Origin of the sequence: Nesterenkonia sp. CL21, assembly GCF_031705515.1 — a bacterium.
Classification (GTDB): Bacteria; Actinomycetota; Actinomycetes; order Actinomycetales; family Micrococcaceae; genus Nesterenkonia; species Nesterenkonia aethiopica.
Genome location: NZ_JAUTWR010000006.1, coordinates 79,902 through 103,464 on the forward strand (window position 1 = coordinate 79,902; position 23,563 = coordinate 103,464).

Here is a 23,563-nt window from a genome sequence, read left to right on the forward strand (position 1 = left end):
CGTGCCGCCCGTCCCGTCCCCGTTGAGAAAGGCGCGTCCTGACCGTGTATGAGGGTGCAGTCCAAGACCTGATCGACGAGCTCGGCAGGCTCCCCGGCATCGGGCCCAAGTCAGCCCAGCGCGTGGCCTTCCACATCCTGGAGGCCGACACCGAAGACATGCGTCGGCTCGCGGAGGCGATCGTCTCCGTGAAGGAGAAGGTGAAGTTCTGCCAGATCTGCTTCAACGTCTCCGAGCAGGAGACCTGCCGCATCTGCCAGGACGATCGACGGGACCGCTCCATCATCTGTGTAGTGGAGGAGTCCAAGGACGTCATGGCCATCGAACGGACCCGTTCCTTCCGCGGGCTCTACCATGTGCTCGGCGGCTCCATCAATCCGATCGCCGGCATCGGGCCGGAGCAGCTGCACATCCGCGAGCTGCTGAACCGTCTCTCCGACGACACGGTCCAGGAGGTCATCGTGGCCACGGATCCGAACTTGGAGGGCGAGGCCACTGCCACCTATCTGGTGCGCATGCTGGGCTCACTGGGCATCTCCCTCACCCGGCTGGCCTCGGGCCTGCCGGTCGGGGGCGACCTCGAGTACGCCGACGAGGTCACCCTCGGACGTGCCTTCGAGGGACGCCGCAGCCTCTCCTGACCCCGCCCTGGCGCCCTTGCGGCGAGAACGTTATCCAAGCGTGATGTTTCATTCCGACGAAGACATCACACCTGCTTTCCAGAGGCCATAGGGCCCTGCGCACACCCCCGCCGTCGCGGGAGTCCGTCCACCTGGCACCCATATCGTGATTCTTTTCCTCAGGGCATTCCCCGGGGGCTGGACGGGCGTCACAACTAATCAATCCGGGCAGAAAACAGTTTCCAAATCCTTTAGATGTCACTAGCGTGAGAACGAGTGCGCAGCGCGTGCTCACTCGCATCGACGACGGACACCACAGGATGAGGTATTCACGCATGGCCACCACAACTTCCCTGGCAGTGAAGGCCGGCGCGCTCAGCGCCGCCGCGCTGCTCGCCCTGACCGCCTGCGGCAACGGCGATGACACCGACGACACCACCGGTGACGGCAACGGCGAGGCCGCCGGCGAGGCGCTGACCATCGCGCTGTTCGGCGAAGAGCCCTACTCGTGGATCGATGAGGCGACCGGCGAGCCCACCGGCGCCACCATCGCCGTGGCGGAGGAGATCTTCGGCGAGCGCATGGGCTATGACATCACCATCGAAGAGGAGCCCGAGTGGGGCAACCTCATCCCGGGCCTGAGCGCCGGACACTGGGACGTGGTCTCCGCGGGCATGTCCATCAACGCGGAGCGCTGCGCCGAGGCGGCCTTCGGTGAGCCGGAGCTGGTCTACACCACCGCTCTGCTGGTGGAGGAGGGCAACCCGCACGACGTCCACAACTTCGAGGACCTGGCCGACGCCGACCTTGACGTCATCGCGCTGAGCGGCGCCGTGGAGTCCGGCTACATGGATGAGGTCGGCGTCGATCACGACACCGTGGACTCCGCCGATGACGGCATCGACTTCGTCCAGGGCGGCCGCGCCGACGTCTTCGCCCTGACGGCCATCTCCCTGGAGACCATGGCGGGCGACCAGGACGGCGTGGAGGTCACCGACTCCTTCGCCCACGAGCTCTCCGTGGGCGCCCACGCCTTCCGTCCCGACGACGAGGAGCTGCTCGAGGAGTTCAACGAGCACCTGAGCGACCTCAAGGAGTCCGGCGAGTACCTCGACCTGGTGAGCGAGTTCGGCTTCACCGAGGATGAGATGCCCCCGAGCGACCTGACCGCCCAGCAGCTCTGCGACGAAGACCCTGCCGAGCTGACCGAGCAGTACCTCGAGGACTGAGCCGCTCCGTCCGCTGATCTCTGCGGCCGGTTCCACCCGGAACCGGCCGCAGAGTGTGTCACCGCAGAGCTCTGAGAGGGGCCGATGAACTTCTGGGAAGACTGGCCAGGCTATTTCGAGGTCGTGGTCAACTGGTCCGACCGCCTGCTGGCGGGCCTGTGGACCACGGTGCAGCTGGCGCTCTACGGTGGGCTGCTGGCGTTCGCCGTCGCCGTCGTGCTGGGCCTGGCGGCCGGCAGCCCGAACCTGTGGCTGCGGATCCCTGCGCGGGTGATCATCGAGTTCTTCCGCGGGATCTCCCTGGTGGTCCTGCTGTTCCTGCTGCTGTACGTGCTGCCGCAGATCTGGATGCGCAACCCGGACCTGCCGTTCGAAGGGCTGATCCGCAACACGTTCCTGCTGGGCGTGCTCGCCCTGGGCATCAACTACGGCGCCTATGGAGCCGAGGCCGTCCGGGCGTCCCTGACCACCGTGCCCAAGGGCCAGTGGGAGGCGACGACGGCCCTGTCGATGTCCTGGTCGCACAAGATGCGCCGCATCATCTTCCCCCAGGCGTGGGCGCTGATGCTCCCCTCGCTGGCGAACCTGTGGATCCACCTGCTCAAGGGCAGCGCGATCGCCTACATCATCCCCTTCGTCAACGATTTCACTGCCGAGCTGAACAACCTGCGTCGTCCCACAGACATCTGGTTCTCCCATGCGTTCATCGGCCTGGTGGTCTATTTCATCCTGGCCCTGATCCTCACTCTGTTCATGCAGGCTCTCGAGGCGCGCGCCAAGCACAAGCTCGGCCGCGGCCCCTCCTTGAAGGAGATCCTCTCTCCCAAGCCGCCCACGACAGTCCCGGAGTCCGTGGGCGCAGGTGCTGAGCCCACCGCCGAGAAGTCCGCTGCAGGAGGTGCCCGATGATCCAGCACGTGCTGCGCGCCGCCGACATCGAGGACCCCACTCTGGTCGACGAGGAGGAGGTCCGGGAGAGCCCGTTCTGGGATTGGGAGTTCGCCTTCCACGCCCTGCCGGACATGCTCATGGCCTTCCTGAAGGTCACCCTGGTGGTGACGGTGGTCGGCACCCTCATCGCCGCGGTGCTGGGCCTGGTGATCGCCATTCTGATGCGGGTGCTGCCGCGCCCCCTGGCCTGGGTCGTGAAGTGGATGGCCAACTTCATCCGGATGACCCCGCTGGTGGTCCAGCTGATCTTCATGTTCTGGACCTTCATGTGGCTGGACGGGATGACCATCGGCATCATCGTCTTCGGCGTCCACTACGCCACCTACATGTCGGAGGTGTACCGGGCGGGGATCGAATCCGTCCCCAAGGGTCAGTGGGAGGCGACGACGGCGCTGTCGATGTCCGCGGCACGGACCTGGCGGCGCGTGGTCATCCCTCAGGCGCTGCGCTCCACCGTGCCCTCCCTGGGCAACTATGCGATCTCCATGTTCAAGGACACCCCGTTCCTGATCGTCATCTCGGTGGCGGAGATGGTGACCGTCGCCGGGCAGATCGGCGCCCCCACGTTCCGCTACACCGAGGTCTTCGTGCTGGCAGGCCTGATCTTCCTGGCCGCCAGCTACCCCACTGCCCTTCTGATCAGTCGATTGGAGAAGCGTCTTGCCTACGCCCACTGACCCCTCCCCCGCCGGGGCCACGACGGTCTCCGAGGCCACCACACCGGTCATCGAGTTCCGTGATGTGGAGAAGCGCTTCGGCTCCAATGTGGTGCTCAAGGACCTGAACTTCACGGTCGAGCGCGGGGAGCGGGTGACCCTGATCGGCCCGTCCGGCTCCGGGAAGACCACCATCCTGCGCCTGGTGATGACTCTGGAGGAGCTCACCGACGGCTACATCTTCATCGACGGCGAGCCGCTCACCCATGAGCAGCGCGCGGGACGCCGGGTGCCGGTGTCCAAGAAGCGGCAGAAGCAGCTGCGCACCCGCATCGGCATGGTGTTCCAGCAGTTCAACCTGTTCCCCAACATGACGGTGCTGGAGAACATCATCGAGGCACCCATCCACGTGCTGGGCCGCCCCAAGGCGGAGGCGATCGCCAAGGCCCACGACCTGCTGGAGCAGGTGGGGCTCTCCGACAAGGCCGACGCCCATCCGACGTCGCTGTCCGGGGGCCAGCAGCAGCGGGTGGCGATCGCCCGCGCCCTGGCCATGGACCCGGAGATCCTCCTGCTGGACGAGGTCACCTCCGCCCTCGACCCGGAGGTCGTCGGCGAGGTGCTCAACATCCTGCGCCGGGTCGCCGAAACCACCAATGTGACCATGCTGATCGTCACGCACGAGATGGGCTTCGCCCGGGACGTGTCGCACAAGGTCATGATGTTCGACGGCGGACACGTGGTGGAGTCCGGCCCGCCGGAGAAGATCTTCACCGACCCGGATCACGAGCGCACCCAGGCCTTCCTGGGCGCCGTGCTGGGCGACAACTGAATCACACGCAAGCTTCTGTCCGGTCTCGTTCCGGGCCTTCGGGCCCGAGGCAGACACTGGTGGCAGACGCTGTCGGACCCCCTGGTCCGGCAGATACGCCATCCACAGTGTGAGACCGGGCACTGAGCTGTGCCCCGTCGCGGAGCACGCTCATAGAATTGTCCGAAGTCCGCGATGAAACCCTGCACGGGAGTGAGACAACAACCCCATGAGCTTGATCGTCCAGAAATACGGCGGGTCATCCGTGGCCGATGCCGAGAGCATCAAACGCGTGGCCCGGAAGATCGTCGAGACCAAACGCGCCGGCCACCAGGTCGTCGTCGTGGTCTCCGCGATGGGTGACACCACCGACGAGCTGCTCGACCTGGCGGCCGACATCACCGAGGCGCCGCCCTCGCGGGAGATGGACATTCTGCTGTCCTCCGGCGAACGCATGTCCATGGCCCTGCTGGCCATGGCCATCCACCAGCTGGGCGAGTCCGCCCAGTCATTCACCGGCTCCCAGGCCGGGATGATCACCGACGCGATCCACGGCAAGGCCCGCATCATCGAGGTCAACCCGCAGCGCGTCCAGGAGTCCCTCGACGCCGGCCATGTCGGCATCGTCGCGGGCTTCCAGGGCATGAGCCGGGAGTCGAAGGACATCACCACGATGGGCCGCGGCGGCTCGGACACCACGGCCGTGGCCCTGGCCGCCGCACTGAAGGCGGACGTCTGCGAGATCTACACCGACGTCGACGGCGTGTTCACCGCTGACCCGCGCGTGGTCAAGACCGCCCGGAAGATCGATCAGATCTCCAGCGAGGACATGTTGGAGATGGCCGCCGCCGGCTCCAAGGTGCTGCACCTGCGCAGCGTGGAGTATGCCCGCCGCTTCGGCGTGAAGCTGCACGTGCGGTCCTCATTCAGCCAGCTCGAAGGAACCTGGGTCATCCCCGACCCCTCTGACGCCATCGCCCTCCAGGAAGGTGAACCCTTGGAACAGCCCATCATCTCCGGTGTCGCCCATGACAGCTCTGAGGCCAAGTTGACCATCACCGGGGTGCCCGACGTCCCCGGCAAGGCCGCTGAGATCTTCAACCTGATCGCCGAGGCCGGCACCAACATCGACATGATCGTCCAGAACGTCTCCGACGAGACCAAGACGACGAACATCTCCTTCACCCTGCCCGCCGCGGACGGGCAGAAGTCCACCGAGACCCTCACCGCGCACCAGGAGTCCATCGGCTTCGAGCAGCTGGACTACGTGCCGCAGGTCGGCAAGGTCTCCCTGATCGGCGGGGGCATGCGCCACCACCCGGGCGTCTCGGCGAAGTTCTTCACCGCGCTGCGCGACGCCGGCATCAACATCGGACTCATCTCCACCTCCGAGATCCGCGTCTCGGTGATCACCGACATCGAGGACCTCGACAAGGCCGTGCAGGCGATCCACACCGCCTTCGGCCTCGACGCTGAGGAGGAGGCCACGGTCTACGCCGGCACCGGCCGCTGAGACCTCGTTCCCTCGACTCATCCGTCGGCTCCGCGGTGTGGGCCCTTTTCAGCGCTGACAGCGCGTCATAAGGGCCCACACCGCGGAGCCGACGTCGTGCTGGGCGCGGGGGGCGCAGTGTCAGGCCAGTGCCTGCGCGACCTGTTCCCGGCTGAGCTCCCGGTCCGAGTAGATCAGCCGCACGGCCTCGGGGGCCGGATTCCCGGCGTCAGGACCACGGTGCCTCAAGAGCAGGCCAACCTTCTCCGCCACTCGGGCAGAGGCGCGATTGTGCTCCAGGAGGTAGGCGATCACGGGAAGATCTGAGCGCGCCGCTCGGGCCGCCGAGGTCCCGGCGCGGGCCACCCGGGTGGCATAGCCTCGCCCCTGCGCCTCAGCGGCGAACCGGTACCCGAGATTCCAGCAGAATCCGCCGCGGACAGCGCAGCCGCCGTGGCCGAGCATGGCTCCTGACTGAGGGTCACGGACGATCCACGGCCCCAGCCCGTGCTCCTGCCACGAGCGCCGCCAGACACGGATCAGCTCGGCGGTCTGGGACTCGTCGGTGTGGCGGGCGTTCGGAAAGTGCGTCCAGACCCGGGGGTCGGAATAGATGGCGTGGAGCTCGATCAGGTCATCCAGGTCCGGAGGTGCCAGCATCAGGTCAGTGGCAGCAGTCTCGCCTGGAGCCGCCGGCGGAGGTTCAGTGCACATACGGGCACCTTATGTTGAGGCCCATCCGTCGACGCGGAACTGAGCCCAGTGCGGCTTGTCGGTCCCCCGGCGTTCCTGCCCTCGGAAACACTCAGGCGGCAGGTGCTCCCCTGCTCGGGGCGCTCCTGCCGCCTGGGCGTTCGGTGCGAGATACAGAGCCGATTCTAGCCGAGGATCCAGCCGGACGTCAGCATCTGCACGGCTTCGGCCCGGTGTCTGGACACCGCCCGAACGCCCGGCCGTGGGCCGCGCCCCCAGGTGCTCAGCGGGACCGGGTATTCTGACACGCGCCCATGAGCACTTCATCCGCCTCCGCCCACGTCTGCGCCACCACGTCCGGGGCTCCCCGCCCGGAGGGTCTTCGCGCCCTGCCTGCTGAGGACCATCACGCACGGGCCCAGGAGCACCAGCGACGTGTCGCCGAGTACACGCAGGGCTTCCTCCAGCGGCGGCATGCCGGACAGAAGCACCCCGTGGAGGACTTCCTGTTCACGTACTACTCCCACTCTCCCGGGCAGCTCTCCCGCTGGCATCCGGGGGCCGGCACGGTGTTGGAAGGCGCTGGCGGCTCCGAGCAGGCGGGGTGGAAGTTCTACACCACCGTCGACGACGGCACCCCCACCGGCGGGGCAACGGTCGACGTCGTGCGGTTCCGCCACGCACGGGAGTCCATGATCGGCTTCGCCCGCCGGCTGCTGAGCGCGACGGCGGCAAGGCCCGCCCAACTGGGCTGCTTCGGTCTGCACGAGTGGGCGATGGTCTACCGGTCGGTGCAGCACGGGCAGCGTCATGATCAGGTGCCGCTGCGCCTGGGGTCCGACGGCACCGATGAGGTGGTGGAGTCCCTGAACATCCGGTGCACCCACTTCGACGCCTTCCGGTTCTACACCCCGTCGGCCCGTCCCCTGAACGCACTGACCCCCACCCGGGAGACCCAGGTGGAGCTGGAGCAGCCGGGCTGCCTGCACGCCAACATGGACCTCTACAAATGGGCGTACAAGCTCATCCCCGCGGTCAGCAGCGATCTGCTGCTGGACTGCTTCGACCTCGCCTGGAGGATCCGTGAGCTGGACATGCGTGCCTCCCCCTATGACCTCGCAGACTGGGGCTATCAGCCCGTGCGCATCGAGACCCCGCAGGGACGTGCCGACTACGCCCGGGCGCAGAAGGGCTTCGCCGAGGAGGCCCAGGTCCTGCGCGGCCGGATCCTGGGAGCCCTGGACGAGGTGGACGCCCTGGCTGACGCGCGGGCCTGACGCCCTGACTGACGCGCCGCCGTCGCGGGATCCCTGCCCGCCGCGGTGAGCCGAACGTCTCAGCACAGAGGAGGAATACCGGGCCGCCACCCAGCGCTGAAGCGCATCAGGTGCACCCGTTCGGAAAGGACCACCGATGCCAGACTCCCGCGCTGTCACCAGCACTCAGATCCAGCTGATCCGCCGCCCCTCCGGCCGCCCGACCCCTGAGGACTTCCGCACGGTCCGCCTCGAGCTGCCGCCGCTAGCCGAGGGCCAGGTGCGGGTGGCCAACGAATTCATCTCCGTGGACCCCTACATGCGCGGCCGGATGAACGACGTGAAGAGCTACGTCCCGCCCTTCGCCCTGAACGAGACCATGACCGGCGGCGCCGTCGGACGCGTGGTGGCCTCCCGATCGGAGTCCCTGCCCGTGGGCACCGCCGTGCTGCATCAGCTGGGGTGGCGCGACATCACCCAGGACGACGCCGAAGCGTTCCGCCCCGTGCAGGAGATCCCGGGGGCGCCGCTGTCCCTCCACGTGGGGATTCTTGGCATGACAGGGTTGACTGCCTATGTGGGACTGACCGCCATCGCCGAGCTGCGCGAGGGGGACACAGTGTTCATCTCCGGCGCGGCAGGAGCCGTGGGCACTGCAGCCGGGCAGATCGCCCGCCTGCTCGGCGCCTCCCGAGTGATCGGCTCCGCCGGCTCTCAGGAGAAGGTGGCGCTGCTGCAGGACAAGTACGGCTATGACGCCGCGTTCGACTACAAGGACGCGCCGGTCCGCGAGCAGCTCCCCCAGCACGCTCCCGACGGGGTGGACGTCTTCTTCGACAACGTCGGCGGCGACCACCTGCAGGCCGCCCTGGACGTGATGAACGACGGCGGCCGCCTGGCCCTGTGCGGCGCGATCTCCAGCTACAACGCCGACCGGCCCGCCCCGGGGCCGAACAACCTGGCGAACCTGATCACCCGGGGGCTGCGCATGCAGGGCTTCACCCTGGGCGGCTACCTCCACCACGCCCCGGCATTCCAGGAGCGGATGGCCGCATGGTTCCCCGCCGGTGAGATCGCCTACGACGAGACGGTCGTCGACGGCATCGAGAACGCGGTGGACGCGTTCCTGGGCATGATGGACGGCGCCAACATCGGCAAGATGGTGGTGCGCACCACCTGAGGGCTGCCCCTAGGACCCCAGACACAGTTCGGCCCCGGGACGCGCTTCCCGGGGCCGAACGGCATTCTGTGGCAGGCACCCGACTCAGACGTCCGCGAAGACCCGCTCGCGATCCTGGGCCAGCAGGGCCTGCATCTGCTCGGCGGTGTGCCGTCCGGCGAAGATCTCGGTGCCGTTCTCGAAGGCCCGGCCCGCGGCCAGCGGACCGGCGTCGACGGCGTCATAGCCGAGTGTGTCGATGAACCCGGCCACCAGCTCCTTGGCGTCGGCGTCGTCCGAGGCCATGCCCAGGGCTCGGCGGTTCGGCGCCCCCGCCGGGTGGGAGTCGACCTCCAGGTCGCCGTAGCCGATGTGGTTCAGTGTCTTGACCAGGCGCACGTCGCCGAAGAACTCGGCGATGACCTCCGAGGTGGAGCGGCTGCCGTCGAACTCGTCCATCAGCCCGTCCACCGGCGCCCAGTAGTTCATGGTGTCGATGACCACGTGGTCCTGCAGCACGGAGGTGTCGATGCTGCGGTACTTGTGCAGCGGCACCGCCACGATGAGCAGATCGGACCCGCGCAGCTGCTGGCGGTCCACAGCGACTGCGCCGGGCACGATGACCTCGGTGAGCAGCCGGATGTCCTCGGCGGGCCGGCCGGTGGCGATCTTCACCGTGTGGCCGGCGCGCACGGCCTGGCGCGCGACGGCGGTGCCCACACGGCCGGCGCCGAGGACTCCGATGGTCAGCGGCTGAGCGGTCATCTGCTGCTCCTGGGGGTCGAGAAGGATCGGGGTGGAAAGTACTTCCGATTTGAAAGAACGGCGCGGCGAGGGGATTTGTTCCCACCGAGCACCGGTCCCGAGATCCGGGACCCGCCCCGACGACACGTCAGACTGCCGACTGCTCCGCCAGCCATTGCTCGAACGTCGTACTCGCGACGACGTCGGGCGCGGCCGGGATGAGGCTGCCGTCGCCGAGCGACGTCAGGCCCACCGGCAGGCGCATGACTCGGCCCACCTGCTGGGCGCGCAGATTGTACTGGGCCGCGGCCCGCGCCATGTCCATCTCCTCGGGGCCACAGACCTCCAGGGTCGACTCCGGCGCTCTGCTCAGCGCCTGGTCTGCCACCACATCGGCGGCCTCGGCGGCGGCCAGGGGACGGGTGACCACGGCCGGAACCACGGCGAGCGGACCCAGCCGGATCTGGTCGAGGAAAGTGGACAGCAGCTCGAACCACTGGGTCGTGCGCACGATCGAGACTCGGCGGGCCGACGACGGCGCACTTCGATAGACCTGCTCCTGGATGGACTTGGCCTGGTAGTAGCCCAGCCAGCGGTTCACCCGCGGCTCCCAGCAGTTCACGATGGACACGCACACGATCCGCGGGAGCTCGCCGCGCCGACTGGTCTCGTCACCCAGCGCGGCGACCACGTTCTCCGCCGCGGTCCGGAAGAACCGCACCGCCGGACCGGAGGTCAGAGACGGCCGATTCAGACAGTCGACGACGACGTCCACGCCGGCCAGTGCCGTCCGCAGCGCCGAGGCGTCCAGCACGTCGACCCCGTGCGCCCGACTGATGGGCACGACCTCCTGGTCAGCCTCCTCCAGCCGGGACCGCACCAGGCTCCCCATGACTCCACCGGCCCCTAGGACGGCGATCCGCTGTGACACTCCGGGCTCCTCCGGTCGACGGTGGTGATCCTCATACTCTGACGCATATCCCGCCGTCACAGCGAGTGCCCCCGGCCTGCTCGGCGCGCTGCAGCGTCCGTCACGACTCCTCGCTTCGGTCCTTTCACCAATACAGGGTTGATGTAATCCACTGAGGACCGGCTAAACTCATCCCTCGGGCCGCGTCCACGACGATCCCCACGTCGAGCACCTCGGGAGCACAGCATGAAGAGCCAGACGATCGCGAGCATGACCCTTGCGGCGGCGATGGCGGTGACGCTCACCGCCTGCGGTCCGTCGGAACCGGTGGACGAGGACCGGCCGGGCTCCGAGCCTGCCGACGAGACCACCGGCGAGGGGTCCACCGAATATCCGCTGACCGTGGAGAACTGCGGTCGTGAGGTCACCGTGGAGGCCCCGCCGACACGCGTGGTGTCACTGGACCAGAACTCCACGGAGATCCTGCTCTCCCTGGGCCTGGAGGACCGGCTCATCGGCACGGCCTCCTGGACGGACCCGGTGCTGCCCGCCTTGGCCGAGGCCGAGGAGGACGTCCCGCGGCTCTCGGACGACGCCCCCACCTACGAGGTCGTCCTCGATGCCGATCCGGACTTCATCACGGCCTCCTTCGGCCGTCATTTCGCCCTGGAGGGAGGTGTCGCCTCCCGCGAACGATTCGACGAGACCGGCATGGAGTCCTATCTGTCTCCCACGGACTGCGAGGACGGCACCTCCATCAACGGCGGAGGGACGCGCACGCGGATGTTGGAGATCGACACGCTCTACACCGAGATCCATGAGCTCGCCGCGATCTTCGACGTTCCCTCCCGCGGCGAGGCCCTCGTGGCGGACCTCGAGGAACGTGCCGAGGACGCGCTCGACGGAGTCGACGCCGACGGCGCCACCGTCGCCTTCTGGTTCGCGGACACCCGCACCCCGTACATGGCAGGCGCCTACGGCTCGGCCGCACGCCTGGCGGAGATGTCGGGCATGGAGAACGTGCTCGACGACGCCGCGGACGACTGGCCGGCGGTGGGCTGGGAGACCATCGTGGAGAGGGACCCCGATGTCCTCGTGCTGGGCGACCTCCAGCGGGCACGATTCCCCGGAGACCTGCTGGAGGACAAGATCGAGTTCCTCACGGCGGATCCGCTGGCCCGGACGCTCGACGCAGTCGAGGACCAGGAGTACATCGCCCTGCACGGCGCGGAGATGAACCCCTCCATCCGATTCGTCGACGGCCTGGAGAAGATCGGTGAGTTCTGGAAGGAGCGCGACGCTGAGTAGCACCGCCCCCGCCACTGTGCGCTCCGCCGCTGCCACTGTGCGCTCCGCCGCTGCCCGCCCCGGTCCGGTGCACGTCGTCGCCGGACGCGCTCCGCGGGCCCGCGCCGCAGCGACTCTGGTGACGCTGACCCTGGCCGGCCTCGTCCTGCTGGCGCTCTCCGTCGGCGCTGCGGTCACCCTCGGTCCCGCCGAGGTCTCGCTGGTCAACGTGCGCGACGTCATCCTCAACCACGTCGCCGGCACGCAGATCCCGGTGCGCGCCTCCGAGGACGCGATCGTCTGGGAGGAACGGCTCCCCCGGGCGCTGGTCGCGGCGGCCTGCGGCGCCGGGCTGGGCCTGTGCGGGACCATCATGCAGTCGCTGCTGCGCAATCCGTTGGCCGACCCCTATGTGCTGGGTGTGTCCTCCGGCGCCTCGACCGGCGCAGTCGTCGTCGGGGTCCTCGGTCTGGGCGGAGCGTCTCTGGGGCTCTCCGGCGGGGCCTTCCTCGGCGCCCTGCTGGCGTTCGGCCTGGTGCTCGCCCTGGCCCGGATGGCAGGCGGCGGGCACGACCGGGTGGTGCTCGCCGGTGTGGCCAGCACCCAGCTCTTCTCCGCGGTGACCTCCCTGATCATCTTCGCGTTCGCCGACTCCGACGGGACCCGCGGCGTCATGTTCTGGCTGCTCGGATCTCTGGAGGGGGTGCGCTGGGCCGACGTGGCGCTGTGCACAGCAGTGGTCCTCGCCGGCGCGCTGGCCTGTCTCCGTTGGGCCCACGTGTTGGACGCCTTCGCCTTCGGCGACGAGGTCGCAGCCTCTTTGGGCCTCTCCGTCCGGCGGGTCAGACTGGGCCTGCTGCTGCTGACCGCGCTGATCGCCGCGACGCTGGTCAGCGTGGCCGGTGCGATCGGCTTCGTCGGACTCGTCCTGCCGCACGCCGCGCGCCTGCTGGTCGGCAGTCGGCACGGGCTGCTGGTCCCGACGACGGTGGTGCTGGGCGCGATCTTCATGGTGTGGGTCGACGCCGGCTCACGGGTCGCCTTCGCGCCCACCCCGCTGCCCGTCGGAGTGGGCACCGCCCTGGTCGGTGTCCCCGTGTTCATCGTCCTGCTCGCACGGCGCCGGAGGGTCGGATGAGCCTGAACGCCGAGAACGTGAGCTGGACCCGCGGAGGCTCGCTGGTCGTCGACGACGTCACGCTGCGCCCTTCCCCCGGGGACACCGTCGGGCTGCTGGGCCCCAACGGCTCCGGGAAGTCCTCCCTGCTGCGGCTGATGCACGGGATCGTGAAGCCCTCCTCCGGGGCGGTGCTGCTCGACGGCGAACCGCTCGCCTCCGTCCCGCGGCGTCGCATCGCGCGCACGGTGGCGGTGGTGAGCCAGCATGCCGACACCGACACCGACATCAGAGTGGAGGACGTGGTCCGACTCGGGCGGATCCCGCACCGCGGAGCCTGGGGCGGGGACGCCCTCGCGGACGACGCCGCCGTCACGGAGGCGCTCGAGCAGACAGGACTGCAGCACAAGGCCGACCAGCTGTGGCACACGCTCTCCGGCGGAGAACGGCAGCGGGCACAGATCGCCCGGGCGCTCGCCCAGCAGCCCAGCGAGCTGCTGCTCGACGAACCCACCAATCACCTCGACATCCGCCACCAGTTGGAGCTTCTCAGCCTGGTCACACGGCTGCCCCTCACCTCCGTGGTGGCGCTGCATGATCTGAACCTGGCCGCGATGTTCTGTGACCAGCTGGTCGTCCTGCACCAGGGCGCCGTCGTCGCCGGCGGATCCCCGCACGAGGTGCTGACACCGGAGCTGATCGCCAGGGTGTACCAGGTCGAGGCCGAGGTGCGTCATGACCCTGCCCGGGGTCGCGTCGAGGTCTCCTTCGAGCCGCGCGCCGAGCTCGCCGTCCCGCGCCGAGGCGGGGAGGTCTGTGGCCCTCGTCGCACGGACTCCAGCCCCGTCATCAGCCGGTAGACTTGACCCGCAAGCTCGCGGAGCGCCGGGAGCCCGCCGTCGCCAGCACGACGTCGGCACCCGGCGTGAGACGGCACCTGACCACTGCACCCCGGCGGGGCCCAGTGCTGTCCGCGGGCACGTTCACCCGCACACAAGCACAGGAGACCCCATGCCGCGCATCGTCGTCGAGGTCATGCCCAAGCCTGAGATCCTCGACCCGCAGGGCAAGGCCATCGCCTCCGCCCTCCCCCACCTCGGCTTCCAGGACTTCTCCGCAGTCCGCCAGGGGAAGCGCTTCGAGCTGTCCGTGGACGGCGAGGTCAGCGACCAGACCCTCGCCCAGGCGCGCAAGGCCGCCGAGGAGATGCTCTCCAACCCCGTCATCGAGGACGTCGTGGACGTGCGGGTGGAGGACGCCTGACCATGACGGAGACCCCCCTGATCGGTGACCTCGGCGCCCCCTCCGACGGCGCCCCGCTGGACGGCGCCCGCATCGGCGTCGTCACCTTCCCCGGCACACTGGACGACCGTGACGCCGCCCGCGCGGTGCGTCTGGGCGGCGGCACCACAGTGCCGCTGTGGCACGCCGACGACACCCTCGGTGACGTGGACGCCGTCGTCATCCCTGGCGGCTTCTCCTACGGCGACTATCTGCGCGCCGGAGCGATCTCCCGCTTCGCTCCGCTGATGAGCCGCATCACCGAGGCCGCCGCCGCGACCGCCGGTGCCCCGCTGCCGGTGCTGGGCATCTGCAACGGCTTCCAGATCCTCACCGAGGCGCACCTGCTGCCCGGCTCGATGATCAAGAACGACCACCTGAAGTTCCGCTGCGCCGACCAGGTACTGCGCGTGGAGAACACCTCGACCGCGTGGACCAGCCAGTTCACCGCGGATGAGCTCATCACCGTGCCGCTGAAGAACCAGGACGGCCAGTACGTCGCCGACGAGGACACCCTCGCCCGGCTCGAGGGCGAAGGCCTGGTGGCCTTCCGGTATGTGGGCGGGAACCCGAACGGGTCCCGGCACGACATCGCCGGCATCACCAATGCGGCCGGCAATGTGGTCGGGCTGATGCCGCACCCGGAGCACGCTGTGGAGGCCGGGTACGGCTCCGACGACGCCACCGGCATGCGCAACGGCACCGACGGCCTGACCGTGTTCACCTCGATCGTCTCGTCCCTCGCCGACTCCCCCTCTGAAGGAGGCGCCCTGTGAGCACCGAGTCCACCACTCGCACCGCCCAGGACCAGTCGCAGGACCAGTCTGCGCACACCCCTGCGACCGCATTCAACATCGACACCGTCGAGCATGCCGCCGCCACCCCGGAGACCGAGCTCCCCTGGGCCGAGCTGGGCCTGAAGGAGGACGAGTACGCCCGCATCCGCGAGATCCTCGGGCGACGTCCGACGGCGGCGGAGCTGGCCATGTACTCGGTCATGTGGTCCGAGCACTGCTCCTACAAGTCCTCGAAGGTCCACCTGCGCCAGTTCGGCGACAAGGTCACCGAGGAGATGACGGAGGACCTGATGGTCGGCATCGGCGAGAACGCCGGGGTGACGAATCTCGGCGACGGCTGGGCCGTGACCTTCAAGATCGAGTCGCACAACCACCCGTCCTATGTGGAGCCCTACCAGGGTGCGGCCACCGGGATCGGCGGCATCGTGCGGGACATCATCTCCATGGGCGCCCGCCCGGTGGCGGTGATGGACCCGCTGCGCTTCGGCGACATCGACCACCCGGACACCAAGCGCGTGCTGCCGGGCGTGGTCTCGGGCATCGGCGGCTACGGGAACTCCCTGGGACTGCCGAACATCGGCGGCGAGGTCGTCTTTGACTCCGTGTACCAGCAGAACCCGCTGGTCAACGCCCTGGCCGTCGGGGTCATGCGCCATGAGGACATCCGCCTGGCCAACGCCTCCGGTGTGGGCAACAGGGTCGTGCTCTTCGGGGCGCGCACCGGCGGCGACGGCATCGGCGGCGCCTCCGTGCTGGCTTCCGAGTCCTTCGACGACACCAAGCCCTCCAAGCGGCCCGCCGTGCAGGTGGGCGACCCGTTCTCCGAGAAGGTGCTCATCGAGTGCTGCCTGGAGCTGTTCCACGCCGAGCTGGTGGAGGGCATCCAGGACCTGGGTGCGGCGGGGATCTCCTGTGCCACCAGCGAGCTGGCCTCCAACGGGGAGGGCGGCATGCACGTGGAGCTGACCGACGTGCTGCTGCGCGACCCGTCCCTGACCCCGGGCGAGATCCTGATGTCCGAGTCCCAGGAGCGCATGATGGCCGTGGTCACCCCGGCCAACGCCGAGGCCTTCGAGCAGGTCATGGCCAAGTGGGGCGTGGAGTATTCCTGGCTGGGCGAGGTCACCGACACCGGTCGGCTGATCATCGAGTGGGACGGCGAGACCATCGTCGACGTGGACCCGCGCACCGTCGCCCACGACGGCCCCGTCTACGAGCGCCCGTACCACCGCCCCTCCTGGCAGGACGAGCTGCAGGCCGACACGTTCCGCGCCTCCGCGCAGGGGGCGGACCTGCCCTCCTCCGGGGAGCAGCTGCGCGAGGCCGTGGTGGAGCTGATGACCAGCCCCAACATGGCCGACACCTCCTGGATCACGGACCAGTACGACCGCTTCGTGGGCGGCAACACGGCGCTGTCCCAGCCGGACGACGCCGGAGTGATCCGCGTGGACGAGACCACGGGCCTCGGCGTCGGGCTCTCCACCGACTGCAATGCCCGCTACGCCTACCTGGACCCTTACGCGGGGGCGCAGCTGTCCCTGGCGGAGGCGTACCGCAATGTGGCCACCTCCGGTGCGGTGCCGCAGGCCGTCTCCGACTGCCTGAACTTCGGCTCCCCGGAGGACCCGGAGATCATGTGGCAGTTCGCCGAGGCCGTGCGCGGCCTCGCGGACGGCTGCCAGGAGCTGGGCATCCCGGTCACGGGGGGCAACGTCTCCCTCTACAACCAGACGGCGGGCCGGGCCATCCACCCGACCCCCGTGGTGGGTGTGATGGGTCGCTTCGACGACGTCTCCCGCCGCACCCCCTCGGGCTTCGAGCGCTGGGCCGACGGTCAGGCGATCTACCTTCTGGGTGTGACCGGCGATGAGCTGGACGGCTCGGAGTTCGCCCGGCTCCGGGGCCACCTGGGCGGCGTGCCCCCGCAGGTGGACCTGACCGCGGAGAAGACGCTGGCCGAGATCCTCATCAACGCGTCCCGGGACGGCATGATCGACGCCGCCCACGACCTCTCCGAGGGCGGTCTGGCGGCCGGACTGGCCGAGATGAGCCTGCGCTTCGGCGTCGGCTCCCGGGTGGCCGTGGACGGGATCTGCGAGCGCGACGGCGTGGACGCCTTCACCGCACTGTTCAGCGAATCCCAGGCCCGCGCCGTCGTCGCCTTGCCCCGCTCCGAGGAGGTGCGGTTCACGGACATGACCACGGCGCGTGGATTCGCCGCCCTGCGGATCGGCGTGGTGGACGCCCAGTCCGGCACCCTCGAGGTGACCGGGCCGTTCGACGGCGGCTCCTTCACCCTGGGGCTCGACGAGTTGCGCGAGGCGTGGAGCGACGTGATCCCCAGCCGCTTCGGCTCGGAGGTCTGAGCCTCACACCCCTGCATCGAGTGGCCGCGAATCCCGGCTTCTTCCCTCCCGACACGGCGTGTCATCGGGGAGATGCCGGGATTCGCGGCCACTCGTGTCAGCTCTGCGGGACGATCATCAGCGGTCCTTCCGCGTGGTGCATGATCGCCAAGGACGTGGATCCCAGGAGCATGCCGGTGAATCCGCCGTGTCCTCGGGTGCCGACGACCGTCAGCGGCGCCGACCGCGTCTCGTCCACCATGACTGCGGCTGCGGCGCCGTCGCGGACTTCGGTCTCCACGGTCACATCGGGGAACGCAGCCCTCACGGCGGCGGCATGCTCCTCGACCGTGCGGGTGAGCTGCTCGCGTGCAGAGCGCCGCTGCTCTTCGAGCGAGACCCAAGCCTCCACGTCCGGAGACACCGGCGCCAGCGCGCTGATCAGCCGCACCGGGCAACGGAGGGCTCGGGCCCAGCGAGCAGCCTCCTCAGCGGCCGCCCGGCTGTGCCCCGACTCGTCCACGCCGACGGCAAGGGCGGTTCCCGCGGAGAAGTCCCGTGTGCCCTCAGCGTCCGGAGGGACGATGATCACGGGACAGTGGGAGCGTGAGGGCAGGCTGGCCGACGTGGATCCCAGCAGCATGCCGGTGAACCCTCCTCGCCCCCGCGTGCCGACGACGATGGTCGAGGCGTTGCTGGAGAGCTCCGCCAGGGCCTGGGGTGCGGGACCACGCTTCACCACCCCTCGGACGTCAGCCCGGTCCGCCCCCGCCTCGGCCAGCGCCTGGCGCAACATGTTTTCGCCTTCATCCCGAATCCCGGCCTCATCGACGACGGGTTGCCCGTAGGAGGCCGCTTGGACTGCGTAGTGGGAGATCGGGTAGGCGAACACCGCCGTGAGGGGTACGCCGGCGGAGGCCGCCAGCCTGGCTCCTGTGTGGAGCGCCGCCCTGGCATGGTCGGAGCCGTCGACTCCGACGACGACCCCGTGACGGGTGGCCGCAATATCGCGCGACGCGGTCTCTTCTCGGTTCTCAGTCATCTCTGACTCCTCTCGTCCAGCACCATGGCGATCCACCCCCACGTCGCCGAGCATAGATGTGCGGCGCTCCGTCGGCCAGAGTTGCCGTGTCGCGACCGGACCGGGGCGACGAGGTGTCGAGGCGGGAAGATCAGAACTCCTCGTACACCGCCGGGTCCTGCCCGGCGAGGCGGCCGTCGGGCGTCGCCAACGAGGCGATCCGGGCCATCTGTTCCTCGCTGAGCTCGATGTCGTAGACGTCCAGGTTCTCCCGCTGGCGGGCCGGGTCGGCGGACTTCGGCAGCGGGATGGTGCCCCGTGTCAGGTGCCAGCGCAGGATCACCTGCACCGGGCTGCGGCCGAGCTCCTGGGCGATCTCGGTGACAACCGGCTCCTCCTGCAGCTGGGAGTTCCTGCCCACCGGGCTCCAGGCCTCGACGGCGATGCCACGCGCGGTGTTCGCGGCCAGCTGGTCCTCCTGTGGGAACCACGGGTGGATCTCGATCTGGTTCACGCTCGGGGTCACCCCGGTCTCCCGATGGAGCCGGTCCAGGTGCTCGGGCAGGAAGTTGCTGACCCCGATGGAGCGCAGCAGCCCTCTCTCCCGCAGGTCGATCAGCGCCTGCCAGGCATCCACGTAGACGTCCTGCGTCGGGTTGGGCCAGTGGATGAGGTAGAGGTCGAAGTGGTCGAGGCCGGCCCGGTACAGGGACTCCTCCACCGCCTGGACGGCCTTGTCATAGCGGTGGTACCGACCCGGCAGCTTCGACGTCACGCGCAGCTCGTCCCGGGCGATGCCGGAGGCGGTGATCCCGGCTCCCACGGCGCCTTCGTTCTCGTAGTTGTAGGCGGTGTCCAGCAGCCGGTATCCCGAGCGGACGGCGGCGGCGATGGACTCGGCCCCGGCGGAGCCGCGCAGATTGTAGGTCCCGAAGCCGAGCTCCGGGAGCGTGGTGCCGTCGTTCAGGGTGCGGGTGGGGATGTCGGGCTGGTCAGTCATGGTCTCAGACTCCTCCTGACGGCCGGGGATGCAGTGTCGGCGTGAGGGCCGCCGTGCCCATACTGCCACCCGCTCCCCTGCGGCTGTCACGCCGTCGTGACCGGCTCTGCCACCTGGCCTGGAGGCGACGTCGCATCGTGTCATCTCCGACCGAGGGGCTCCGGCATAGTGCACACTGCTAGGTGTTGAACAGTGTTCAAATCCTATCCTCAGGAGAGCATCAGCATGTCCACGCTGCACCAGAGCACCCCTCCCGGATCCTCGACGCCCGGATCCTCGACCTCGGTGGCTCGCCCGACGACGTCCTCGGTCGCCACCGCCCGCACGCTGGCCCAGATCGCGGTCTTCGCCGGGCTGATCGCGGCTCTGGGCCTGCCCGGGGCGATCCCCGTGATGGGCATGGCGGTCCCGGTGACCGCTCAGACCTTGGGTGTGATGCTCGCCGGGACGGTGCTGGGTCCGTGGCGCGGCGCCGCCGCGGTGCTCGCCTTCGAAGCCCTTGTGGCGCTGGGGCTGCCGCTGCTGGCCGGTGGTCGCGGTGGTCTGGGCGTGTTCTTCGGGCCCAGCGCCGGCTACCTGGCGGGCATGGTGGCCGGTGCCGCCGTCATCGGGCTGATCGTCCACGGGGTCCGGCGCACGAGACCGGTCCGGCCCACCTGGCCGCGCACGGCGCTGGGCTGCCTCATCGGCGGCATCCCCGTGATCTACGCCTTCGGCATTCCTGTGCAGGCCTGGGTGACCGGACTGGGCCTGGGCGAGACCGCCCTGCTGGCCACGGCGTTCCTGCCCGGGGATCTGCTGAAGGTGATCCTCGCTGTGCTGGTGACCATGACGCTGCGTCGGACCTACCCCCAGGTGTTCGCCCGGTGAGCCCGGCGGACGAGTCCCCCACGCTTCGCCCGCTGCGCGGCCCCGACCACCGGCGTGTGCTGTCCGACGCGCTGGCCGCCCGGGCTGCCGGGGAGGTGCCGCTGATCGGCGACGAGCGCTGGTCCCAGGAGCACTGGCAGACACTGCTCCGCTCGGTGCTGGGCCCGCCGCTGCCGGAGGATGCCGCGTGGGCCTCGTTCACCTCCGGCAGCACCGGCCGCCCGCGGGCCATCGTGCGCAGCGCCCGGTCCTGGGAGGTCTCCTTCCCCACGGTGGACGTCTCCCTGGGCATTCAGGATGACGACGCCGTGCTCATCCCCGTCCACCCCGTCTCCTCCATGGCCACCTACGCCGTCGCCCATGCGCACCACCGCGGCCTGCCCTGGTCGACGCCCGTCGGGGCCCGATTGCGCGCGGCCGACCTGGACGGACCCACGATCCTCCACGGCACCCCGGTGCACCTGCAGGAGACGGTCGAGCTGCTGGAGTCCGGCGCCCCGACCACGTTGCGCGCGGCCTTCACCGGCGGGGCGCGGCTCGACGTCGGTCTGGCCGCCCGCGCCCGCAGTCTGGGGCTTCAGGTGGTCACCTACGTCGGCGCCGCGGAGCTCTCCCTGGTGGCCGTGGACACCGGAGACGGTCTGCGGCCGATCCCCGAGGTGGAGGTGGAGGTCCGCGCCGACACGCTGTGGGTACGCAGCGAGCAGACCGCCCTGGCGGTGCTCGGCGAGGGCGGATCCTTCCGTCGCGACGGCTCATGGGCCACCGTCGGGGACCGGGCCGCCCTGAGCTCCGAGGGGGTGCTGAGCCTGCAGGGCCGGGCCGACGACGCCATCCTCACCGGGGGCGCCACAGTGGTCCCGGCCGACGTCGAGGCGTGGCTGGAGAGCCTGCCTGGGGTGCGGGCCGCCCTGGTCCTGGGCGAACCGCACCCCCGTCTCGGCCAGCTGGTCACCGCCTGCGTGGAGCCCACGCAGGACACGGCCCTCGACGCCCGCGTCCTCACCGCGGCCGCGCGCACCGGGCTGAGCCCGGCCCAGCGGCCCCGGAAGTGGCGGCTGGTGGCTGAGCTGCCACGCACCGCCAGCGGGAAGGTCCGCCGCCTGGGATCGGAAGTGGCGTTCACCCTGCCGCTGGCCGCTCCGGCGGCCGTCACGGAGGCCGCTACGGAGGCCGCGCGGTGAGCGGGGCGACTGTCGTCGATGCGGTCGGCCCCGGCGCCGCGGAGGTCGCCGTGGTCTCCGGTCTGCGCACTCCGGTCACGGGCCGCTCCCGGGCCCTGTCCTCCGTGCCGGCACATCACCTGGCGGGCAGGGTGTTGGCCGCCGTGGCGAAGTCCGCGGGCCGCGCCCCGCAGGCGGTGGTGCTGGGCAACTGCACCGGAGAGGGCGGCAATCTCGGACGGGTGGCGGCACTGGACGCAGGGTTCGGGGAGAGCTGTGTGGGGTGGGGCGTGGACGCCCAATGCGGATCGGGTCTGGTCGCCGTGATGCAGGGAGCCGACCAGGTGACTCGCTCGGGGGCCGCTGTGGCCGCCGGCGGGGCGGAGAGCCCCTCCACCGCGCCGATCCGGCTCGTCGACGGCGCGCCGATCCGTCAAGCACGGTTCGCCCCGGAGGGCTTCGCGGACCCGGACATGACGACGGCGGCCGATGACCTCGCCGCCGTCCGCGGCATCACTCGGGTCCGGCAGGAGGCCTTCGCCCTGCGGAGCCATCGGCTGGCCCGGGAGCACTCCGATCTGCGGCGTCGTGAGTCCCTGCCCTGGCCGGGGGCGGAGGGCTCACCTCTGCTCGACGACGGCCCGCGCCGCCTCTCCCCCGGCATGCTGGCCCGGTTCCGCCCAATGGTGGGCTCACCGGGCGCAACAGTCACTCCGGCGACGGCGGCGCGCATCGCCGACGGCGCGGCGGCCGTGATGCTCGTACCCGCGGATCAGGCACCGGGACGACATCTGGTCATCCAAGGCCAGACGCTGGTCGGTGGGGATCCGGCGCTGCCGGGCCTGGCCGCCGCGCCGGCGGTACGTGCCGCGCTGGCGCAGGCGGGCGCCGTCGTCGCCGATCTCGCCGCGCTGGAGGTGGTGGAGGCCTACGCCTCCCAGGCGCTGGCGACCCTCGATGACCTGGGCCTCACCGACGGCGCCCAGGAGGTGGACCCCCGGGTCAATGCGGCTGGCGGGGCGCTGGCTCTGGGGCACCCGTGGGGCGCCTCCGGGACGATGGTGCTGGTACGTCTGCTGCACCGGCTCCTCGAGTCCCCGCCCGGTGCGCTCGGAGTGGCGGCCTGTGCAGTGGCCGGCGGGATGGGCGCCGCAGTACTGGTGGAGCGGCGGTGACGGTGGGCAAGCCTCTGAGGGGGGCGCACCTGAGCCTCCGTTCACCGCAGCCGCGCCAGCCACGCCTCCACCTCACGGGGACGGCGGAAGCGCACCACCTGCAGATGCGGATACTGCTCCTCGAGCGCGGGGATGACCGGCCGCAGGCGGCTCCGGGTCCGGATCCCCCACCGGATGATGTGGTTCTGGTCGGTGAAGAACCCGCTCAGCGGCCCCTCACGGTTGCCGTTCCAGAGCTCCTCCCCCGTCAGCCGGCGGCGCACGGTCCGGCGCACCAGGCGCTGGAGGGTGAACCAGTCTGGCCAGTCCAACCACAGCAGAGTATCCGCCCGGGCGGTGATCAGCGGGCGCACCTCCCGGTACTGGTGCTCGATCACCCACCGCTGACCCGCAGTGAAGGCATCGACGTCGTCGGTGAAGCTCTCCCGGGGCACCCAGCCTTCCCCGTGGTACAGGGAGTCGAGCTCCACTCGCGGGCAGTCCAGCATCTCTGCCAGACGATCAGCGAGGGTGGACTTTCCGGCACCCGAGGTCCCCGCCACGGCGATGCGGCGCGGCGTCCAGGTGATCGGGTCCTGCGGGGTCAGCACCGCAGCAGTGTAGGCACGCTGGTGTGCGGACCGCATCCTCTTCGGCCGGGAGGCATGCCCCCGGAGCGCGCGAACGACTAGCGTCAGACCATGACGTATGTGAACACGGGGTCCTTCGTGACCCAGCCGGGTCGGCGCGATGACGTCGTCGCCATTCTGACCCGCCATTCCCCGCAGCTGGCCGCCTCCGGCTGCCGTAGCTATGAAGTCGGCGTGGACGACGCCCAGCCGGACACCGTCTTCGTCGCCGAGATCTGGGACTCCGCCGAGGCCCATAAGCAGTCGCTGCATCTGGAGAGCACCCGGGAGGCCATCGCCGAGGCGATGCCTCTGCTGACCGGGAAGATGACCCAGCAGCATTTCACCTCCGTGGGGTCCCCGCTGCGGGACTGAGAC

At 69.8% G+C, this 23,563-nt stretch carries 24 protein-coding genes; 18 read left to right on the forward strand and 6 right to left on the reverse strand.

Features of this window, described 5'->3' with window-relative positions:
* Positions 1 to 44: 44 nt before the first annotated feature.
* From recR to Q7C18_RS10520, 6 genes are all read left to right on the forward strand, one after another.
* Positions 45 to 641, forward strand: a complete 597-nt coding sequence (recR, locus tag Q7C18_RS10495) for a recombination mediator RecR (RefSeq protein ID WP_070159174.1) — start codon at positions 45 to 47, stop codon at positions 639 to 641.
* A gap of 314 nt (positions 642 to 955) precedes the next feature.
* Positions 956 to 1,849: a transporter substrate-binding domain-containing protein gene (locus Q7C18_RS10500; RefSeq protein WP_311025357.1), complete on the forward strand. Its 894-nt coding sequence runs from the start codon at positions 956 to 958 to the stop codon at positions 1,847 to 1,849.
* 84 nt (positions 1,850 to 1,933) lie between these two features.
* Positions 1,934 to 2,758: an amino acid ABC transporter permease gene (locus tag Q7C18_RS10505; RefSeq protein ID WP_311025358.1), complete on the forward strand. Its 825-nt coding sequence runs from the start codon at positions 1,934 to 1,936 to the stop codon at positions 2,756 to 2,758.
* On the forward strand, positions 2,755 to 3,477 hold the full coding sequence (gene ehuD, locus Q7C18_RS10510) for an ectoine/hydroxyectoine ABC transporter permease subunit EhuD (protein ID WP_083277744.1): 723 nt from the start codon (positions 2,755 to 2,757) through the stop codon (positions 3,475 to 3,477). The genes Q7C18_RS10505 and ehuD overlap by 4 nt, the downstream gene beginning before the upstream one ends.
* Complete coding sequence (gene ehuA, locus Q7C18_RS10515; RefSeq protein WP_070162044.1) at positions 3,461 to 4,288, forward strand: ectoine/hydroxyectoine ABC transporter ATP-binding protein EhuA; 828 nt, start codon at positions 3,461 to 3,463, stop codon at positions 4,286 to 4,288. Before ehuD ends, ehuA begins: the two co-directional genes overlap by 17 nt.
* Positions 4,289 to 4,496: 208 nt before the next feature.
* Entirely contained in the window at positions 4,497 to 5,780 is a 1,284-nt protein-coding gene (locus Q7C18_RS10520; protein ID WP_070162046.1) for an aspartate kinase, read from the forward strand.
* Between the two features lie 120 nt (positions 5,781 to 5,900).
* Here Q7C18_RS10520 and Q7C18_RS10525 read toward each other — a convergent pair whose 3' ends face one another.
* Positions 5,901 to 6,419 carry a GNAT family N-acetyltransferase gene (locus Q7C18_RS10525; protein WP_139827821.1) on the reverse strand — a complete coding sequence of 173 codons (519 nt, stop codon included), beginning with the start codon at positions 6,417 to 6,419 and terminating at the stop codon, positions 5,901 to 5,903.
* Positions 6,420 to 6,766: 347 nt separating this feature from the next.
* Here Q7C18_RS10525 and Q7C18_RS10530 point away from each other — a divergent pair, with 347 nt between their 5' ends.
* Together Q7C18_RS10530 and Q7C18_RS10535 are read left to right on the forward strand one after the other, a co-directional pair.
* Positions 6,767 to 7,729 carry a 3-methyladenine DNA glycosylase gene (locus Q7C18_RS10530; RefSeq protein ID WP_311025359.1) on the forward strand — a complete coding sequence of 321 codons (963 nt, stop codon included), beginning with the start codon at positions 6,767 to 6,769 and terminating at the stop codon, positions 7,727 to 7,729.
* 136 nt (positions 7,730 to 7,865) lie between these two features.
* Positions 7,866 to 8,888 carry an NADP-dependent oxidoreductase gene (locus Q7C18_RS10535; RefSeq protein ID WP_311025360.1) on the forward strand — a complete coding sequence of 341 codons (1,023 nt, stop codon included), beginning with the start codon at positions 7,866 to 7,868 and terminating at the stop codon, positions 8,886 to 8,888.
* Between the two features lie 84 nt (positions 8,889 to 8,972).
* Here Q7C18_RS10535 and Q7C18_RS10540 read toward each other — a convergent pair whose 3' ends face one another.
* Together Q7C18_RS10540 and Q7C18_RS10545 are read right to left on the reverse strand one after the other, a co-directional pair.
* A complete protein-coding gene (locus Q7C18_RS10540; protein ID WP_311025361.1) occupies positions 8,973 to 9,632 on the reverse strand; it encodes an NAD(P)-binding domain-containing protein in 660 nt (219 codons plus the stop codon).
* A gap of 127 nt (positions 9,633 to 9,759) precedes the next feature.
* Entirely contained in the window at positions 9,760 to 10,542 is a 783-nt protein-coding gene (locus tag Q7C18_RS10545) for a hypothetical protein (protein WP_311025362.1), read from the reverse strand.
* Between the two features lie 225 nt (positions 10,543 to 10,767).
* On the opposite strand from Q7C18_RS10545, the gene Q7C18_RS10550 reads away from it, so the two are divergent.
* The 6 genes from Q7C18_RS10550 to purL all read left to right on the forward strand — a co-directional run bounded on the left by Q7C18_RS10550 (position 10,768) and on the right by purL (position 17,369).
* Complete coding sequence (locus Q7C18_RS10550) at positions 10,768 to 11,829, forward strand: ABC transporter substrate-binding protein (RefSeq protein ID WP_311025363.1); 1,062 nt, start codon at positions 10,768 to 10,770, stop codon at positions 11,827 to 11,829.
* 37 nt (positions 11,830 to 11,866) lie between these two features.
* Entirely contained in the window at positions 11,867 to 12,946 is a 1,080-nt protein-coding gene (locus Q7C18_RS10555) for a FecCD family ABC transporter permease (RefSeq protein ID WP_396954361.1), read from the forward strand.
* Positions 12,943 to 13,785: an ABC transporter ATP-binding protein gene (locus tag Q7C18_RS10560; protein WP_311025364.1), complete on the forward strand. Its 843-nt coding sequence runs from the start codon at positions 12,943 to 12,945 to the stop codon at positions 13,783 to 13,785. Before Q7C18_RS10555 ends, Q7C18_RS10560 begins: the two co-directional genes overlap by 4 nt.
* A 151-nt stretch (positions 13,786 to 13,936) precedes the next feature.
* The gene (gene purS, locus Q7C18_RS10565; RefSeq protein WP_311025365.1) at positions 13,937 to 14,188 is read left to right on the forward strand and encodes a phosphoribosylformylglycinamidine synthase subunit PurS; all 252 of its coding nucleotides are present in this window, start codon (positions 13,937 to 13,939) and stop codon (positions 14,186 to 14,188) included.
* Between the two features lie 2 nt (positions 14,189 to 14,190).
* Positions 14,191 to 14,982 (forward strand): phosphoribosylformylglycinamidine synthase subunit PurQ, encoded by a 792-nt coding sequence (gene purQ / locus Q7C18_RS10570; RefSeq protein ID WP_311025366.1) that lies wholly within the window; start codon positions 14,191 to 14,193, stop codon positions 14,980 to 14,982.
* 77 nt (positions 14,983 to 15,059) lie between these two features.
* Positions 15,060 to 17,369 carry a phosphoribosylformylglycinamidine synthase subunit PurL gene (gene purL / locus Q7C18_RS10575; protein WP_311025439.1) on the forward strand — a complete coding sequence of 770 codons (2,310 nt, stop codon included), beginning with the start codon at positions 15,060 to 15,062 and terminating at the stop codon, positions 17,367 to 17,369.
* 97 nt (positions 17,370 to 17,466) lie between these two features.
* On the opposite strand, the gene Q7C18_RS10580 is transcribed toward purL, so the two are convergent.
* Positions 17,467 to 18,390, reverse strand: a complete 924-nt coding sequence (locus Q7C18_RS10580; RefSeq protein ID WP_311025367.1) for a universal stress protein — start codon at positions 18,388 to 18,390, stop codon at positions 17,467 to 17,469.
* 130 nt (positions 18,391 to 18,520) lie between these two features.
* Positions 18,521 to 19,369, reverse strand: coding sequence for an aldo/keto reductase (locus tag Q7C18_RS10585; RefSeq protein WP_311025368.1), 849 nt, complete (start codon positions 19,367 to 19,369; stop codon positions 18,521 to 18,523).
* A gap of 225 nt (positions 19,370 to 19,594) precedes the next feature.
* Between Q7C18_RS10585 and Q7C18_RS10590 the strand changes: the two genes are divergently transcribed.
* Genes Q7C18_RS10590 through Q7C18_RS10600 form a run of 3 tightly spaced genes read left to right on the forward strand, consistent with a single transcriptional unit; the run spans position 19,595 to position 22,577 of the window.
* Positions 19,595 to 20,239 (forward strand): biotin transporter BioY, encoded by a 645-nt coding sequence (locus tag Q7C18_RS10590; RefSeq protein WP_311025369.1) that lies wholly within the window; start codon positions 19,595 to 19,597, stop codon positions 20,237 to 20,239.
* Entirely contained in the window at positions 20,236 to 21,423 is a 1,188-nt protein-coding gene (locus Q7C18_RS10595) for a fatty acid--CoA ligase family protein (protein ID WP_311025370.1), read from the forward strand. The genes Q7C18_RS10590 and Q7C18_RS10595 overlap by 4 nt, the downstream gene beginning before the upstream one ends.
* A complete protein-coding gene (locus Q7C18_RS10600; RefSeq protein ID WP_311025371.1) occupies positions 21,420 to 22,577 on the forward strand; it encodes an acetyl-CoA C-acyltransferase in 1,158 nt (385 codons plus the stop codon). Before Q7C18_RS10595 ends, Q7C18_RS10600 begins: the two co-directional genes overlap by 4 nt.
* A gap of 41 nt (positions 22,578 to 22,618) precedes the next feature.
* Here the strand turns inward: Q7C18_RS10600 and Q7C18_RS10605 are convergent, their stop codons facing one another.
* Complete coding sequence (locus Q7C18_RS10605; RefSeq protein WP_311025372.1) at positions 22,619 to 23,167, reverse strand: AAA family ATPase; 549 nt, start codon at positions 23,165 to 23,167, stop codon at positions 22,619 to 22,621.
* Between the two features lie 90 nt (positions 23,168 to 23,257).
* Between Q7C18_RS10605 and Q7C18_RS10610 the strand changes: the two genes are divergently transcribed.
* Complete coding sequence (locus Q7C18_RS10610; RefSeq protein WP_311025373.1) at positions 23,258 to 23,560, forward strand: antibiotic biosynthesis monooxygenase; 303 nt, start codon at positions 23,258 to 23,260, stop codon at positions 23,558 to 23,560.
* Positions 23,561 to 23,563: the final 3 nt, after the last annotated feature.